This window comes from Ochrobactrum sp. CGA5, assembly GCF_006345815.1.
Classification (GTDB): domain Bacteria; phylum Pseudomonadota; class Alphaproteobacteria; order Rhizobiales; family Rhizobiaceae; genus Brucella.
The window spans coordinates 145,222-160,403 of sequence record NZ_VCIG01000043.1 but is presented as its reverse complement, the minus strand read 5'-3'; the positions used below and the strand labels follow the sequence as shown (position 1 = coordinate 160,403).

Below are 15,182 nucleotides of genomic sequence, written 5' to 3'. Positions count from 1 at the left end.
ATGCGGATCATGAAAGACCTTCAGGGCCGTGATGCGGCCCTGATTATTGGCGTAACCCTCATTGTCGCGGTTCTTTCGCTTCTGCCGATGGTGCGCCTGTTCGTTGAGCTTGTTGCGCCGCAAGGACAGTTTTCGACATCTGTCCTTTCTGAAACACTCAGCAGTCGCTCTACATGGATTGCCACATGTCATTCCCTGCAAATCGGTGTTGGCGGCACGCTGCTGGCGCTGGTCTTTGGCATTGTGGCGGCGTTGCTCGTCGGTCTCACGGATATGCGTGGGCGCAATGTCTTTGTGCTTTTCTATGTGACTCCGTTGCTGATAGCGCCGCAGGTGACGGCACTGGCCTGGCTACAGCTTTTCGGGCCTTCGAGCCAATTCCTCAAGATCATCGGTATGGCGCCGCCGTTGGGAAGCCGCAATCCACTCTATTCCGTCTGGGGCATTGTTTTGCTGCTTGGCGTACAATATGGACCGCTGGTCTTTTTGATCGTACGGGCTGGGCTTCGCAAGCTTCCACGTGAGCTTGTTGAAGCAGGCTTAAGTGCCGGGGCCAGCAAATGGACTGTTCTACGTACCATCATCCTGCCGCTGATGACGCCATCGATTATCGGTGCCGCGGCTCTGGCCTTTGTTTCCTGCGTCGGCAATTTTGGCATTCCGGCGTTTTTGGGAATTCCATCAAATTATCTCGTTCTGCCGACACTGATTTATCAGCGTCTTGCCGGTGGTGGGCCAGCCGTGCTGTCCAGCGTTGCCGTGCTTTCGGTGCTGATCGGTGTGATCGCCATGGCGGGCATTGCTGCACAGGATTATGCCTCGCGTCGCCGCGATTTCCGTATTGTTTCGACTTCGCTGCCAGCCGCACCTTTTGCGCTTGGTGCATGGCGTGTGTGGGCGGAGTTGGCTGCATGGTTGTTAATTGTGATCGTGCTGTTTCTGCCGCTGCTTGGTCTCACGCTTTCAGCACTGGTTCCGGCCTATGGCGTGCCGCTGACATTTGCGACGGCAACGCTGGAAAATTTCCGCTTTGTCATGCTTGAACACAGCGGTTCAGCCCGCGCCTTTGGCAACAGTATTCTGTTGTCGGTGGTGACGGCGATCTTTGCGGTGCTGATTGCGGTTCCGCTCGCCTATATGTTGGCATGGCGCAAACGGCGCTGGACGCCGATCCTCAGTTTTGCAGCCGAGATGCCCTATGCTCTGCCGGGCGTTGTTCTGGCAATCGCTTGCCTGTTGATGTTCTTAAAGCCACTGCCGGTGATCGGCGTCAGCCTTTATAATACGCTCTGGATCATCCTCTTTGCGTATTTGGCACGCTTCTTCGTGCTGGCGCTGCGGCCAACAGTTGCGGGGCTGCACCAGATCGACCGCGCGATGGAAGAAGCAGCGCGCGTTGCAGGCGCAGGGCTTTTCTATCGCCTGCGTACGATTATATTTCCTCTTGTCGCCCCGGCGACGCTTGCAGGCGGTGTGCTCATTTTCATGACTGCATTCTGTGAGCTGACGGTTTCGGCGCTTCTTTGGGCGTCGGGATCTGAAACGCTGGGCGTGGTGATGTTTTCTTTCGAACAGGCGGGTGATTCCGCCTATGCGGCAGCCATATCCATGCTGGCTGTTGCGGTGACATTCATGCTGATGCTTGCAACAAATCTGTTTGCGCGGCGTCTTCCAAACGGAGTGCTGCCATGGCGCGACTGAAAATCGGCTCTGTTTCCAAGACCTTCAATGAGTTTCAGGCTCTCTCTGAAGTGTCTCTCGATGTGAAGGATGGTGAATTCGTTGCCATTCTCGGACCTTCCGGCTGCGGCAAGACCACGCTTTTGCGGATGATTGCAGGTTTTGAGGATGTTGATGGCGGTGAAATCCACATTGGTGACAGTCGCGTTTCGTATGTTGGAGGTAGTGTGCCACCTGAAAAGCGCCAGGTGGGTATTGTCTTCCAGAATTATGCGCTTTGGCCACATATGAGCGTGGCTGAGAATGTTGGCTATAGTCTGCGGGTGGCAAAAGTTGCCAAAGCCGAGCGCGAACGCCGCGTGAAGGAAGCTTTGGCGCTGGTTGATCTTGACGGTTTTGGTGATCGCCGTCCGGCTAATCTTTCGGGCGGACAGCGGCAGCGTGTGGCATTGGCCCGTTGTCTGGTGGCGGCTCCTTCGCTGGTGCTGTTTGACGAACCGCTTGCCAATCTCGACGTACACTTACGTGCTTCCATGGAAGATGAGTTTGCTGCTTTTCACAAGCGCACCGGCACCACGATCATTTACATCACGCATGACCAGGCGGAAGCTATGGCGCTTGCTGACCGTATTGCGGTGCTCGATCACGGCAAGCTCCAGCAATTCGATACGCCGCGCAAGCTCTATGAGGAACCGGCCAGTGAAATGGTTGCGTCCTTCATCGCGCATGGCATGGTTCTGCCGGCGGAGGTTGTGTCGTTTGCGCAAGGGGGGCATTGCGAAGCGCTGGTACTGGGAAGTCGAGCGCAGGTGCGTTGTTCGGGCATTGAAATGCCGCGCGCCAATGCGCAGCTCTGCGTTCGTGCAGAAGACCTGGCTTTGACCGAAACTGGCGGCATCGCTGTTCGGGTCAAGCGCTCGGTCTATCGGGGTGGCGGTTCCCGCATTGAGGCATCACCGTTTTCAAAGCCGGATGTTCATCTGCATTTTGAAGTGCGCGATCCGGTGCGGTTGGAAGAAGGCGATGAGGTTCGCGTCGCCATTCGCAATGGCTGGATCATTCCCACTGATGACATGCCGGTGAGAAAAGTCTCAACTGGCTTTCCGATCGGCAACAAGATCTGAATGTGAAAAGGGCGGCTTGTGAGGCCGCCCTTTTGCTTATTTCTTCTTCATCGCTTCCAGCAATGCAGCGCCGAAACCGCCGGTTGACGGCTGCTCCTGTTTGCGCGGAGCAAAGTTCTGCTTGGTTGCGGGGCCCGTATTGCGTTGGGTATCGCGTTGTGCATTGTTGCGTGGGGCAGGGGCTTCGCCACCGTCTTTCCTCATCGTGAGGCCGATGCGTTTGCGTGGTACATCCACTTCCGTGACACGCACCTTCACCACATCACCGGCCTTGACCACTTCATGCGGGTCTTTGACGAAACGGTCGGCAAGCTGGGAAACGTGGACGAGGCCGTCCTGATGCACGCCAATATCCACAAATGCGCCGAACGCAGCGACATTCGTGACAGTGCCTTCCAGCATCATGCCGGGTTTCAGATCCTTGATATCATCAATGCCGTCGGCAAAGGTCGCGGTCTTGAATTCAGGACGCGGATCGCGGCCCGGTTTGTCGAGTTCAGCGATGATGTCACGCACGGTCGGCAGACCAAAACGTTCATCGACGAAGACGCGCGGGTCGAGAGCCTTGAGCGCCGCACTGTCGCCCATGAGGCTGCGTACGTCGCGACCGCAAGCGGCGACGATCTTCTTGGCAACGCCGTAGGCTTCCGGGTGAACGGCAGATGCATCGAGCGGTTCAGTGCCATTGGGAATGCGCAGAAAGCCCGCACATTGTTCAAAGGTGCGGTTGCCGAGGCGAGCAACTTTCAGCAGTTCCTTGCGGCTTTTGAAAGCGCCTGTTGCGTCGCGATGTGCAACGATTGCCTCTGCCAGTGACGTTCCAAGGCCAGATACGCGCGCAAGTAAGGAGGCGGAAGCCGTGTTGAGATCGACGCCGACAGCGTTCACAGCGTCTTCGACCACGGCATCGAGCGAACGAGCCAGACGGGATTGGTCCACATCATGCTGATATTGGCCGACGCCGATGGATTTCGGTTCGATCTTGACCAGTTCCGCCAGTGGATCTTGCAGGCGGCGGGCGATGGAAACGGCACCGCGCAGCGATACGTCGAGCTGCGGAAATTCGGCTGCTGCGGCTTCCGAAGCGGAATAGACCGATGCGCCTGCTTCTGACACAATAACTTTGAGCGGCTTCGGCGCGGGCATATCCGAAAGCATGTCCACGACGAGCCTTTCGGTCTCACGGCTTCCCGTGCCGTTGCCGATAGCAATCAGCTCGATCTTATGTTTGCGAACAAGGCTGGCCAACTCGGCCTGTGTACCGCGCACATCGTTTTTGGGCGGAAACGGATAAACCGTCGTTGTATCGAGCAATTTGCCGGTTCCATCGACGATTGCGACCTTCACGCCGGTGCGGATACCCGGATCAAGACCCATGGTGGCGCGCGAGCCGGCAGGTGCTGCCAGCAGCAAATCTTTCAGATTGCGGGCAAAGACGTTGATGGCTTCTTCTTCGGCGCGCTCACGCAGGTCGCGCATCAGGTCAAGCGAGAGTGAAAGCGAGAGTTTCACGCGCCAGGCCCAGCCTGCAACTTCCATCAGCCAGCGGTCGCCGGGAAGCGTTGCGCCGATGTTATATGCGGCTGCGATCTTGCGTTCGACCGGCTTTACAGGCGATGTGTCGTCAGCGTCGATTTCAATGTCCAGCGATAGGAAATCTTCGTTGCGTCCGCGCAGCATGGCTAATGCACGGTGTCCGGCAACTGTGGCCCAGCGTTCGGAATGATCGAAATAATCCGAGAATTTCGCGCCTGCGTCCTGTTTGCCATCGACAACGCGCGAGCGTAAAATGGCACGGTCCTTCATATAGTTGCGCAGATTACCGATCAGTTCGGCATTTTCCGAAAAGCCTTCTGCGATGATGTCACGCGCACCATCAAGGGCCGCCTTCACATCAGCGACATCACCAGTGACATATTGCGCAGCAATGTCTGTGGGGACCAGCCTGCGGTCGGTCAGAATGGCTTCGGCCAGTGGGCCAAGACCGCGTTCGCGGGCAATTTCCGCTTTGGTGCGGCGCTTCGGCTTATAGGGAAGATAAAGATCTTCAAGCTCGGCCTTCGTCTGAACGCCTGCGATTTTCAGTTCAAGTTCTGGTGTGAGTTTTTCCTGACCGCGGATTGATTCCAAAATAGAAGAGCGGCGTGCTTCGAGTTCACGCAGATAGGCTAGGCGCTCTGAAAGCTGACGCAATTGCGTGTCATCAAGCCCGCCGGTGACTTCCTTGCGGTAGCGTGCGACGAAAGGCACGGTCGAGCCTTCGTCCAGCAGGCCAATGGCGGCGATTGCCTGCTCAGGCCTTGCATTGATTTCCGCCGCTATAATCCCGGCAATGCGCTTGGTAATGTCCGCCATGTAGTTTCCAATTCTAGAGCAACTTTCGATTCGATGGGGTCAAATCGGAGCTCTAATGTCTTTTTTAACGCGCATCTTGTCCGAAAGCCGTTTCCCACTTTTCAGTATGCGCTCCAATTCCCACGACCATAGTCGGATACCGGTTCGGCGCAATCAAGGCAGTAACAATGTTCCACAGGAAAGGCACCGCCTTTTCCTTTCACGGCGATGTGAACCGGTTCCCTCTTTATAAATCGGATTTAATCAATACTTATATCGTGAAATAACGATATTCATCAGGAGATCAGCGAGGTGACTGCGATGTTGGATGTTCAGCCTTTGCCTCTGGACGAGATACTCAAGGCGCTCGCCAATCCGGTGCGTCTCGATATTTTGAGCTGGCTCAAGGAACCGGAGAGCCATTTCTCCGGTCAGCACATGCCTTTGGAGATGGGCGTGTGCGCGGGCCAGTTCGAACGGTGCGGTCTCTCCCAGTCGTCCGTCTCTGCCCATTTGTCCGTGCTGACGAAAGCGGGTTTGATTACGCCCCAACGCGTTGGCCAATGGACTTTCTACAAGCGCGACGAAGAGGCGATATCCGCCTTGCTCAAAGCCCTGTCCAATCTTTAATTCATCCTGAAACGATCTTTCCAACTTGAAGGAAATGTATCCATGGCCACATTGTTTGATCCCGTCACAATAGGCGATCTCAAGCTTGCCAATCGTATTGTTATGGCACCGTTGACGCGCAATCGCTCGCCTCGTGCTGTGCCAAACGACCTCAATGTTACCTATTATGAACAGCGTGCGACTGCGGGATTGATCATTACGGAGGCAACGCCGATCAGCCATCAGGGGCAGGGCTACGCCGATGTGCCGGGGCTTTATTCAGACGAGCAGCTTGCCGGCTGGAAGCGCGTGACGGACGCAGTGCACAGCGCAGGCGGCAAGATCGTCGTGCAGATGTGGCATGTGGGCCGTATTTCGCACAACAGTTTGCAGCCTGATGGCGGCAAGCCGGTTGCGCCTTCCGCGATCACGGCAAAGTCGAAGACTTATCTGGTGCATGAAGATGGTACGGGCGAATTTGTGCCGACCTCTGAACCGCGTGCGCTGGACAAGAGCGAGTTGCCGGCAATTGTCGCCGCCTATGGAAAAGCCGCTAAGGATGCGGTTGATGTGGCGGGTTTTGATGGCGTGGAAATCCACGCGGCAAACGGGTATCTAATCGACCAGTTCCTGCGCTCTGGCAGCAATCACCGCACCGATGAATATGGTGGCTCGATTGAAAATCGCGCCCGCTTCCTGTTCGAAGTCGTGGACGCCGTGACAAAGGCTGTCAGTGCCGGAAAGGTCGGTATTCGCCTTTCGCCTGTGACCCCCGCCAATGACGCATCGGATTCCGATCCGCAGCCGTTGTTCGACTATGTGGTCGAAAAGCTTGGCTCTTACGGTCTTGCTTATGTCCATATCATAGAAGGTGCGACGGGCGGTCCGCGTGACTTCCAGCAGGGGCCGCAGCCATTCGATTATGCCCGTCTCAAGCAGGTCTATCGTGATGCGGGTGGCAAGGCTGCCTGGATGGTCAACAATGGTTATGATCGTACGCTTGCCGAAGAGGAAGTCGAAAGCGGCCGCGCTGATGTGGTTGCCTTTGGCAAGCCGTTCATCGCCAACCCGGACCTTGTTCGCCGCTTGAAGGACAACTTACCGATGAATGAGCTGGATCAGCAGCATATGTATGGCGGCGGTGCCAAGGGATACACGGATTACCCGGTCCTTGCCTGATTGGATAGAACGAAAGAGCCGGGATTCGATCCCGGCTTTTTTACAGACGCGCATTTCGTTGAATGCCATGTCATAGGCGAGCCCGCGTCGAGCGCGGTGTCGCCAGCAGAAGATTGGTTTCACTGGCTTTGATGCCGGGCACCAGCCGGATGCGCCGCAGGACCGCATCAAAATCAGTGAGCGTGGCAGCGCCCAGTTCCACCACAAGGTCGAAACGGCCATTGGTGGTGTGGACGGCGGAAACTTCCGAGAAGCCGCCAAGCGCCTTGACCACACGGTCGGCAACATGCCCTTCGATTTCAATCATCATGATGCCGCGCACCGGCAGATCAACGGCATCTGAACGCAGGATCACAGTGTAGCCAAGGATATCGCCGGATCGTTCAAGGCGCTCCATCCGCGCGCGCACAGTGGCCCGTGAAACACCAAGATCGATTGCAATATCCGAAATGCTGCGTCGTCCATTGTGGCGCAAAAGCGTAATCAGCTTTTCATCCAAATCGTCCATGCTTTCTCCATTTTGAAAAGCCAATCCGACATTCTGATAAACCAAACCGTTAAAATTGCCAATCCGGCTGCTTCACATCGCCAAGCGTAAATGGTCAATCTAAAGCATGTCGCAGCCAAATGGATTCATTTAGCATTCGTGAACATGCGACAATGAAAAAAATCTAGAGCGAGCGCTATGGTAGGATTAAGCGCAACACGCTCTAGGACAATAATTTCTCTGGAGTAGCGCTTTATGCATTGCAAGATATTGGGATTGCCTGTTCAGGAAGGTACAGGGCGTCTGGGCTGCAATATGGGTCCAGACGGTTATCGTGCCGCTGGCATTGCGGAAGCTATTCGTGAACTTGGTCACGAGTTTACCGATCTTGGCAATCTGGCCCCGGCTCAATTGCGTCCGGTGTTTCATCCCAATCCAGTGATCAAGGCTTTGCCACAAGCTGTGGCCTGGATCGAAGCAATCAGCGAAGCCGCTTATCGTGAGAGTGAAGAAGGGTTTCCGATTTTCCTCGGTGGCGATCATCTGCTCGCTGCGGGCACCGTTCCGGGCATCGCGCGCCGTGCCGCTGAAAAGGGGCGCAAGCAATTTGTGCTTTGGCTCGATGCACATACGGACTTCCATACTCTGGAAACGACGGGCAGTGGTAATCTGCATGGCACGCCTGTTGCCTATTACACGGGACAGAAGGGCTTTGAGGGCTATTTTCCGGCCTTGGCGGCGCCAATTGATCCCGCCAATGTTTGTATGATGGGTATTCGCAGTGTTGATCCGGCAGAACGCACTGCGATCAAGCAGACCGAAGTTGCCGTCTATGACATGCGCCTTATCGATGAGCACGGTGTGGCGGCCTTATTGCGCCGCTTTCTCCAGCGGGTGAAGGATGAAAACGGTCTTCTGCATGTTAGTCTCGATGTTGATTTCCTTGAACCGTCTATTGCGCCCGCTGTCGGCACCACGGTTCCGGGCGGTGCAACCTTCCGCGAAGCGCATCTCATTATGGAAATGCTGCATGACAGTGAACTGGTGACAAGCCTCGATCTCGTTGAACTTAATCCGTTTCTCGATGAACGCGGGCGTACCGCAACCGTGATGGTCGATCTGATGGCGAGCCTGCTGGGCCGCAGTGTCATGGACCGTCCAACCATCAATTACTGAGTTCAGGAGGCCGCATTCGTGACGCGCCGGATGGGTTCATTCGGTGGTGGAATGCTCAAGCTAATTGTATTACGCGCATCTTGTTCCGAAAATCGCTTCGCACTTTTCGGGATGCGCTCAAGGAGCAATAATGACCCAACCAAACCTCAATATCGTCCCCTTCGTCAGCGTTGATCATATGATGAAGCTGGTGCTTTCCGTCGGCGTAGAAACCTTCCTTAAAGAACTCGCCGACTATGTGGAAGAGGATTTCCGCCGCTGGGAAAGCTTTGACAAGACGCCGCGCGTGGCCTCACATTCCGATGAGGGCGTGATTGAACTGATGCCGACGAGCGACGGTACGCTGTACGGTTTCAAATATGTGAATGGACATCCCAAGAATACGCGTGACGGTCTCCAGACAGTCACGGCATTTGGTGTGCTTTCGGATGTAGGCAACGGCTATCCAATGCTGTTGACCGAAATGACGATCCTGACCGCATTGCGCACCGCTGCAACATCGGCGGTCGCAGCGAAGCATCTTGCCCCGAAAAATGCCCGCACGATGGCGATTATCGGGAATGGCGCGCAGAGCGAATTTCAGGCGCTGGCTTTTAAGGCGATCGTTGGTATAGACAAGCTGCGTCTTTACGATATCGACCGTACAGCTTCGGAAAAATGCGCGCGCAATCTTCAGGGCACTGGTATTGAGGTTGTGATCTGCAAAAATGTTGAGGAGGTTGTTGAGGGGGCGGAAATCATCACAACCGTTACCGCCGATAAATTGAATGCAACGATTTTGACCGACAATATGGTTGGTGCTGGCGTTCACATCAATGCGGTTGGCGGCGATTGCCCCGGCAAGACGGAACTGCACGGTGATATTCTGCGTCGCTCGGATATCTTCGTCGAATATCCGCCGCAGACCCGCATTGAAGGCGAAATCCAGCAACTGCCGGACGATTATCCGGTCAATGAGCTTTGGGAAGTTATTACTGGCAAAACGGTGGGCCGCAAGGACGCACGTCAGATTACTTTGTTTGACTCGGTAGGCTTTGCAACGGAAGATTTCTCTGCGCTGCGTTATGTACGTGACAAGCTGAAAGATACGGGCTTCTACGAGCAGCTTGATTTGCTGGCTGATCCAGATGAGCCGCGCGACCTCTACGGTATGCTTCTGCGTCATGAAAAACTGCTGGAAGGCGAAAAGACTAAGCCAGCGGCTTAATTCCTATCTCCTGAGCTGCTTTGCTTTATGGAAGATTCGCTCTCTACCTGTTGCAACCCTGCTGCGCTTGATGCCCGGCGGGGGCAAGCTTTCGCAATCAATGCGATAAATCCTTGGTGCCGTGCTTGATTTCCATTATTGCAAGATGTGGTTTCTGTGATGGGATGTATCAGGCATGGGCGACAGGATGGAGAACGAGACATCAACATCCTTCAGGCAATCGGGAAATGCTGTGCGGTCTGCCGCCAGCCCTGTCGTCTTTTGCGACACGCTGGGCCTTTATCAAGCGCCTGTCGGCCAATCTCTTGATACTGTTGTCGTGTTTGCAAGCCCTTGGGGGCTGGAAGAGCTTTGTACGACACGCAAATTCTGGCGCATCATCGCCGACCGGCTTTCGGTGCGGGGAATAGGTTCCTTCCGTTTCGATTGGCCCGGTACGGGAGATGGGCGCGACGACATCGATTTTTCCAAAGGACTTGAACTCTGGCGCAATGCACTTTGTGAAGCTGCCCGTAAGGCGCGTGAGCTGTCGGGGGCAAGCCGCGTCATCGTCATTGGACAGAGCCTTGGCGCAGCGGTTGCTGCCGAAACGGCATCACGGATCCAAGACATCGTGGCCCTGGCACTTTTGGCACCGGTCATTTCCGGACGCTTCTATACCCGCGAACTGGCTGTCTGGTCGAGCATGGTCGATGCTGATCTAGGACTGACGCAGGAGCAAAGGATCAAGAACAGCGTTTCCATCGCGTCGCTGACAATGCAGCCGGAAGTGGCCGCCGATGTGAAGAAGATCAATCTTCTGTCGCTGGCAACGAAGCCTGCACCCCAATGCCTTTTGCTGGCGCGGACGGATCGCCCGAACGATGCCGAACTGGCAACGCATCTGGAAGCGCTCGGCGCGGATGTAACGGTCGAGGCATTTGCCGATTACGACAAGCTGATTTCGAACCCGGTCATTTCGCGTCTGCCTGTGGAACTTGCAGGTCGGCTTGTCGACTGGGTGGCAGGTCTGGCGGGGTCGCAGATCGTGGGGAACAAGCCGGATGAAAGTGCTCTCGGCGGCACTTTGACTGGTGACGGTTTTGTCGAAACGGCGATATCTTTCGGCCTAGGCAATCGCCTTTCAGGCGTTCTCTGCGCACCTGAGGGAGAACGGCGCGGCAGGACGGTTCTATTTCTCTCCGCCGCTTACGATCGACGTGTCGGATGGGGGCGCACGACCGTCAGCATGGCACGCAAGCTTGCGCGAGAAGGGATAGCGTCACTGCGCTTTGATATTGCGAATGCGGGCGACAGCCCGCCTAATCCGGGGATGCCGGATCAGGTGCTTTATACCAACGGACCAGAGGCGGACGTTGCCGAAGCTCTCGACCATCTCGACGCTATTGGCTGGGGCCGCCCCATTGTGGCTGGGCGGTGCAGCGGCGCACTTCTGGGGTTCAGTAGCGCGGTCAAGGACGAGCGTATTTCAGGTGCGGTTCTCGTCAATCCGGTGGCTTTCTACTGGTCACCCGGACGCTCGGTGGAAGATGCCGTCCGCGAAGGTAATCGTACGCTGGAAGACTATGGCAGTCGCGCGCTGCGTGCCGAAACATTCCAGCGCCTGTTTCGCGGGGAACTGGATTTCCGTGCGATTTTGCGCAATCTCACGCGCGGGGTTGCAGGGCGTGTCCGCAGGCTGGCGCGTAAGCTACTGCGTAGCCGTACAGTGGAGGGGCGGACGGTCTATTCGGCTTTTGACGAATTGAAGCAACGTAGGGTTCCGCTGGCGCTCGTCTACGCTGAGAAGGACGTCGGTCGCGAGCATTTTAATTTCTATTTCGATCAGGCGGGCACTGGCGTTCAAGGATTTGACAATGTTTCGGTTGCCATCATTCCGAATGCCGATCATAACTTGACACCTGATCACTCACGCGAAATCTATATCGACCAGATACGCTCTCTGGCTCTGAAGTAATCAGAACCAGACGATCCGCGACGATCCGGCGATGCGAATTTCTCCAGACGGTTTTCCCGGCGCTGCATGACGCGGAATAAGGGCGATGCGTTTCGTCACGTTGGGAGCAAGATGAAACCAGTTCTCCGCCGCCCGCCAGTTACCTGCATCAATGCTGACCGACTGGGCCAGAACCGGTGTTTTGAGCTCGAGGAACCAGTTCCCGTTTTCTTCGACAGGTATGACTTCGATAGCGGCGTCGTGAAAGGCCGTCTTTCGTCCGAGTGGGAAATGAAATGCCTCGGCAATCGTCGTATCATTACGCTTCAGTCGCGCAATGGTCACGTCATGCGCGGGAGGACCGAAACGATAGGCGTAAGTGACATCGAAGAAGGCACCAAACAGATCCGTTGCAGCAATCGTAATTGCCGAGCGGCCAGCCATAAAAAGGTCGCGACGACCGGAAACCACCGGCTGCGAACCGGCGCGCAAGCATGCCAGTTCAAGTGAAAGATCGATGGGTTCGTCGCATTCGTTCAAAACATGGATCGCAAGGCCGTTGACGCCCTCATCGGTCAAGGCGACCTGTTGTGGACGGAAGGCACGCTTGAGGCCGTGCCATGAGGGCTTGGGCTCGCCGGTGGCATCGATCACGCCCCAACCGGCGCCGGGCAACAGGTCCTGAAACATCCAGAGAAGTCCGCCGAAACAGGTGCTTCCCGGGCGTCTCCATTCGGCGAACGTCGTTTCCATTACTTCCGCCGTAACAGCGCGGGAAAGGTGGAGATATTGTTCCACATCTTCACGTCGCAGCCGCGTTGGATCATAGCCGTACAGCATCTCCAGATAGGCGTCCCGCACATCCTCGAAATCCCAGGACACACCACGGTCGCGGGGTACGCGCGCTTTCCAACGCGGATCATGAACCGGTGGCACATCGAGTTGGGCTTTCAGCGTGCGCGCTTCGGGCACGTTAGAGAAGGCCAGACATTCGGTTGCAAAGCGGACTTCTGCGCGCCGCGCATCTTCTAGCGGACGGCAATAAGCGCTGACGCCGTAATAATGACTGACGCCTTTGTTGCTGATGAAGGGGAGGGCGCCATCGCAGGGCGAGTTTGGCACATAGGGAATCTCCGGGCATAGCTTGCCTGCAATTCCTGGCAGGATTTCTTCGGTAAGCGGGCCTTTCCAAGTTGCCTCCGGCAGGCCCATCATTGCACCCTGCTGGTAGATTTCACTGCCGCCGCAGAGGATAGTCAGCGACGGTGCATATCCGACAGCGGCCAGAAGCTGAGATGCCTCAGCCTGCACTTTTGCGACAAATGCTTCGTCCTTCACCGGATAATCGAAATTGGCGAACATAAAGTCCTGCCACACCATGATACCCAGCTCGTCGCAAATCGCATAGAAATCGGAGGTTTCATAGGCAGTGATACCACTCAGCCGCAGCATGTTCATGCCGGCTTCCTGCGCGAGCTTCAGCCATGGTTCGTAGTCGGCGCGTGCGCCGGGAAGCCTAACGATATCCGCAGAACTCCAAACCGCACCACGGCTGAAGACTTTCTCGCCATTGATCCTTAGTGCAAAGCTTTTCCCATCTGGTCCGCGATCAACTGCGATGTTGCGAAAGCCGGTGCGCCCGAGCAGGCGTCGTTCACCGTCGATTGAAAGCTCGACATTGTATAGCGTGGGATTGCCATGCGTATGCGGCCACCACGGTTCGACATTGGTAAGCGTCAGCTTTGTTATCCACTGATCGCCGGTATGACGCATGCAGGCAGCTTTCTGTCCCGCGCAAAGCAGTGAGAGCGTTTCGGCTTTGCCGTTATAGATAAAACTCACCTGAAGTTCGCCATTGCCGGCTTCGGTCAGTCTCGCCTGAATGGCCACGTCGGATATGGTTTCGGCATCCGGGCGGCTGATGGTAATCGGACGCCATGGACCGACGGCGTGCACTTCAGGGCACCAACCCGGCATATAGCCAAGGGCGGTCGTGCGGATAAGACGTAGACCCTGCGTATTCATCAGTTGTGTGCGCCAGCGAGCACGAGGGCCTTTTTGGCTGAGGCGGGGTGCAAGCGCACGAAAACAGAGCGCAAGCTCGTCCCTGCCGGTCAGAATGACGGGCAGGTCATGGCCAAGAAACATGTTCTCGGTTTGCAGCAGCAATTCGCCATTGAAAAAGACGTCGCATATCGTGGCAAGCCCGCCAAAATGGAGCGTGGCGGGGCCGGGCATCTCCTCAAGATCGAGAAAATACCAGGCGTCCTGATTGTCGAGCTGTACGGGATTGTTGCGGTGGAAGCGTCCCGAGTTTTCCAAGGCTTCCGCCACTGTTCCGGGCACGGGAGCATCATCGATGCTGTCAGCGGACCTGGCGTCATGCGGTGTTTGCGCCGCATCCGCACCGGTGATGATAAGCTGCCAACCAGTCGAGAGCGGGCGGCGGGTCGGATTCAGCTCAAGCTGCATCGCGACCCATTTCCGTTGCAAGCGCCACCATCAGCCGATCCCATGCATCCGCTGCCGGTTGAAGCGTCCCGGCCAATGCATCGAACCGCTTGCGCATCACGGCCCGGGCAAGCTGGAACTGAACAGCCTTTGCCGTCTCCGCGATCTGCAAGGCATCTGCCGAGGCTGTTGCAAAGCGCGTGCCTTGCCCGAGCCAGTCGAGATGACTTGCCGCAAGTTCGAAATTTGCGCCGAGCTGGCGCAGCGTGTTGAATGCATATTTATGGAAGAAGCCGAACGGGCGTTCCGCAATTGCTTCGACCTGAGCAGGAAAGACGCTGGCAAAGGCGCGGATCGGGTTTTCCTTCGGCCTGCGGGCAAAATGGCGTGGCAGAAGAATTTCGGCGACACGCCGCTGATGCGCTTCATCCGGCACAATCTTCGGAAATTTGGCGAACTCCGTATAGGGCAGGAAGGGCAGGTCGGCTTCCGTCAGATGACGCTGGAAGACGCCGTCGAAATCTTCACCTTCGAGATGATAGAAACCGCCATTGTGAAAATAATCCAGCGAGCGGTTTTCAATATCCATGCGATTGATGGCAATGGTGGTCTTGCCGTGCTCGGTGCGGTAGCTGACGCCATGCGTATCCGGCATGAAGTAACTGTCCATTTCGATCATGCAGAGACGTCCACGCGCGATCTGCGCGGCGACATGGCTTTCCACATGATCGAAAATCGCAAGCTCCGTCGCCCGCACGCCGTAAAGGGCTTCGAGGTCTTCCAGCGGAACCTTGAAGAAGGTGAACTGGTCGCCCTCGAAATCCTGTGTGAGCGTGAAGCCGAGCATGGCTTCGGGGGCGACGCCCAACGTTGCCAACACTTCGATCCAAAGATCGACGTAGCAGTTGGTTTCCGGCCAGACGCGTGTCTGGGCATGCAAGGCGTGCGGCGTGTAACGGTCGGGCGCGATGTTCGGAAAAACAGCCTGCATAGCCGCGA

At 56.2% G+C, this 15,182-nt stretch carries 11 protein-coding genes; 7 read left to right on the top strand and 4 right to left on the bottom strand.

From position 1 onward, the window contains the following. Together FJQ48_RS21335 and FJQ48_RS21330 are read left to right on the top strand one after the other, a co-directional pair. The gene (locus tag FJQ48_RS21335; RefSeq protein WP_139976922.1) at nt 1–1,701 is read left to right on the top strand and encodes an iron ABC transporter permease; all 1,701 of its coding nucleotides are present in this window, start codon (nt 1–3) and stop codon (nt 1,699–1,701) included. Next, nucleotides 1,689–2,804 (top strand): ABC transporter ATP-binding protein, encoded by a 1,116-nt coding sequence (locus tag FJQ48_RS21330; RefSeq protein WP_139976921.1) that lies wholly within the window; start codon nt 1,689–1,691, stop codon nt 2,802–2,804. The genes FJQ48_RS21335 and FJQ48_RS21330 overlap by 13 nt, the downstream gene beginning before the upstream one ends. A gap of 36 nt (nt 2,805–2,840) precedes the next feature. On the opposite strand, the gene FJQ48_RS21325 is transcribed toward FJQ48_RS21330, so the two are convergent. Next, complete coding sequence (locus FJQ48_RS21325) at nt 2,841–5,159, bottom strand: Tex family protein (protein ID WP_139976920.1); 2,319 nt, start codon at nt 5,157–5,159, stop codon at nt 2,841–2,843. Between the two features lie 300 nt (nt 5,160–5,459). Between FJQ48_RS21325 and FJQ48_RS21320 the strand changes: the two genes are divergently transcribed. Then, nucleotides 5,460–5,768: a helix-turn-helix transcriptional regulator gene (locus FJQ48_RS21320; protein WP_139977082.1), complete on the top strand. Its 309-nt coding sequence runs from the start codon at nt 5,460–5,462 to the stop codon at nt 5,766–5,768. A gap of 42 nt (nt 5,769–5,810) precedes the next feature. Continuing rightward, a complete protein-coding gene (locus FJQ48_RS21315) occupies nt 5,811–6,926 on the top strand; it encodes an alkene reductase (protein WP_139976919.1) in 1,116 nt (371 codons plus the stop codon). 70 nt (nt 6,927–6,996) lie between these two features. On the opposite strand, the gene FJQ48_RS21310 is transcribed toward FJQ48_RS21315, so the two are convergent. Next, nucleotides 6,997–7,434: an Lrp/AsnC family transcriptional regulator gene (locus tag FJQ48_RS21310; protein WP_139976918.1), complete on the bottom strand. Its 438-nt coding sequence runs from the start codon at nt 7,432–7,434 to the stop codon at nt 6,997–6,999. A 234-nt stretch (nt 7,435–7,668) separates the two neighbouring features. Between FJQ48_RS21310 and rocF the strand changes: the two genes are divergently transcribed. From rocF to FJQ48_RS21295, 3 genes are all read left to right on the top strand, one after another. Then, nucleotides 7,669–8,589: an arginase gene (gene rocF / locus FJQ48_RS21305; protein ID WP_139976917.1), complete on the top strand. Its 921-nt coding sequence runs from the start codon at nt 7,669–7,671 to the stop codon at nt 8,587–8,589. Between the two features lie 130 nt (nt 8,590–8,719). Then, the gene (locus FJQ48_RS21300) at nt 8,720–9,796 is read left to right on the top strand and encodes an ornithine cyclodeaminase (protein WP_139976916.1); all 1,077 of its coding nucleotides are present in this window, start codon (nt 8,720–8,722) and stop codon (nt 9,794–9,796) included. A gap of 232 nt (nt 9,797–10,028) precedes the next feature. Continuing rightward, nucleotides 10,029–11,753 (top strand): alpha/beta fold hydrolase, encoded by a 1,725-nt coding sequence (locus FJQ48_RS21295; protein ID WP_247870436.1) that lies wholly within the window; start codon nt 10,029–10,031, stop codon nt 11,751–11,753. On the opposite strand, the gene FJQ48_RS21290 is transcribed toward FJQ48_RS21295, so the two are convergent. Both FJQ48_RS21290 and FJQ48_RS21285 read right to left on the bottom strand, forming a co-directional pair. Continuing rightward, nucleotides 11,754–14,204, bottom strand: coding sequence for a glycoside hydrolase family 2 protein (locus FJQ48_RS21290; protein WP_139976914.1), 2,451 nt, complete (start codon nt 14,202–14,204; stop codon nt 11,754–11,756). Continuing rightward, entirely contained in the window at nt 14,194–15,174 is a 981-nt protein-coding gene (locus tag FJQ48_RS21285) for a DUF1839 family protein (RefSeq protein WP_139977081.1), read from the bottom strand. The genes FJQ48_RS21290 and FJQ48_RS21285 overlap by 11 nt, the downstream gene beginning before the upstream one ends. Nucleotides 15,175–15,182: the final 8 nt, after the last annotated feature.

Excerpts from the sequence above, each read along its gene's own strand:
- FJQ48_RS21335 (WP_139976922.1), top strand. The coding sequence starts at position 1 with ATGCGGATCATGAAAGACCTTCAGGGCCGTGATGCGGCCCTGATTATT.
- FJQ48_RS21330 (WP_139976921.1), top strand. The coding sequence starts at position 1,689 with ATGGCGCGACTGAAAATCGGCTCTGTTTCCAAGACCTTCAATGAGTTT.
- FJQ48_RS21325 (WP_139976920.1), bottom strand. The coding sequence starts at position 5,159 with ATGGCGGACATTACCAAGCGCATTGCCGGGATTATAGCGGCGGAAATC.
- FJQ48_RS21320 (WP_139977082.1), top strand. The coding sequence starts at position 5,460 with ATGTTGGATGTTCAGCCTTTGCCTCTGGACGAGATACTCAAGGCGCTC.
- FJQ48_RS21315 (WP_139976919.1), top strand. The coding sequence starts at position 5,811 with ATGGCCACATTGTTTGATCCCGTCACAATAGGCGATCTCAAGCTTGCC.
- FJQ48_RS21310 (WP_139976918.1), bottom strand. The coding sequence starts at position 7,434 with ATGGACGATTTGGATGAAAAGCTGATTACGCTTTTGCGCCACAATGGA.
- rocF (WP_139976917.1), top strand. The coding sequence starts at position 7,669 with ATGCATTGCAAGATATTGGGATTGCCTGTTCAGGAAGGTACAGGGCGT.
- FJQ48_RS21300 (WP_139976916.1), top strand. The coding sequence starts at position 8,720 with ATGACCCAACCAAACCTCAATATCGTCCCCTTCGTCAGCGTTGATCAT.
- FJQ48_RS21290 (WP_139976914.1), bottom strand. The coding sequence starts at position 14,204 with ATGCAGCTTGAGCTGAATCCGACCCGCCGCCCGCTCTCGACTGGTTGG.
- FJQ48_RS21285 (WP_139977081.1), bottom strand. The coding sequence starts at position 15,174 with ATGCAGGCTGTTTTTCCGAACATCGCGCCCGACCGTTACACGCCGCAC.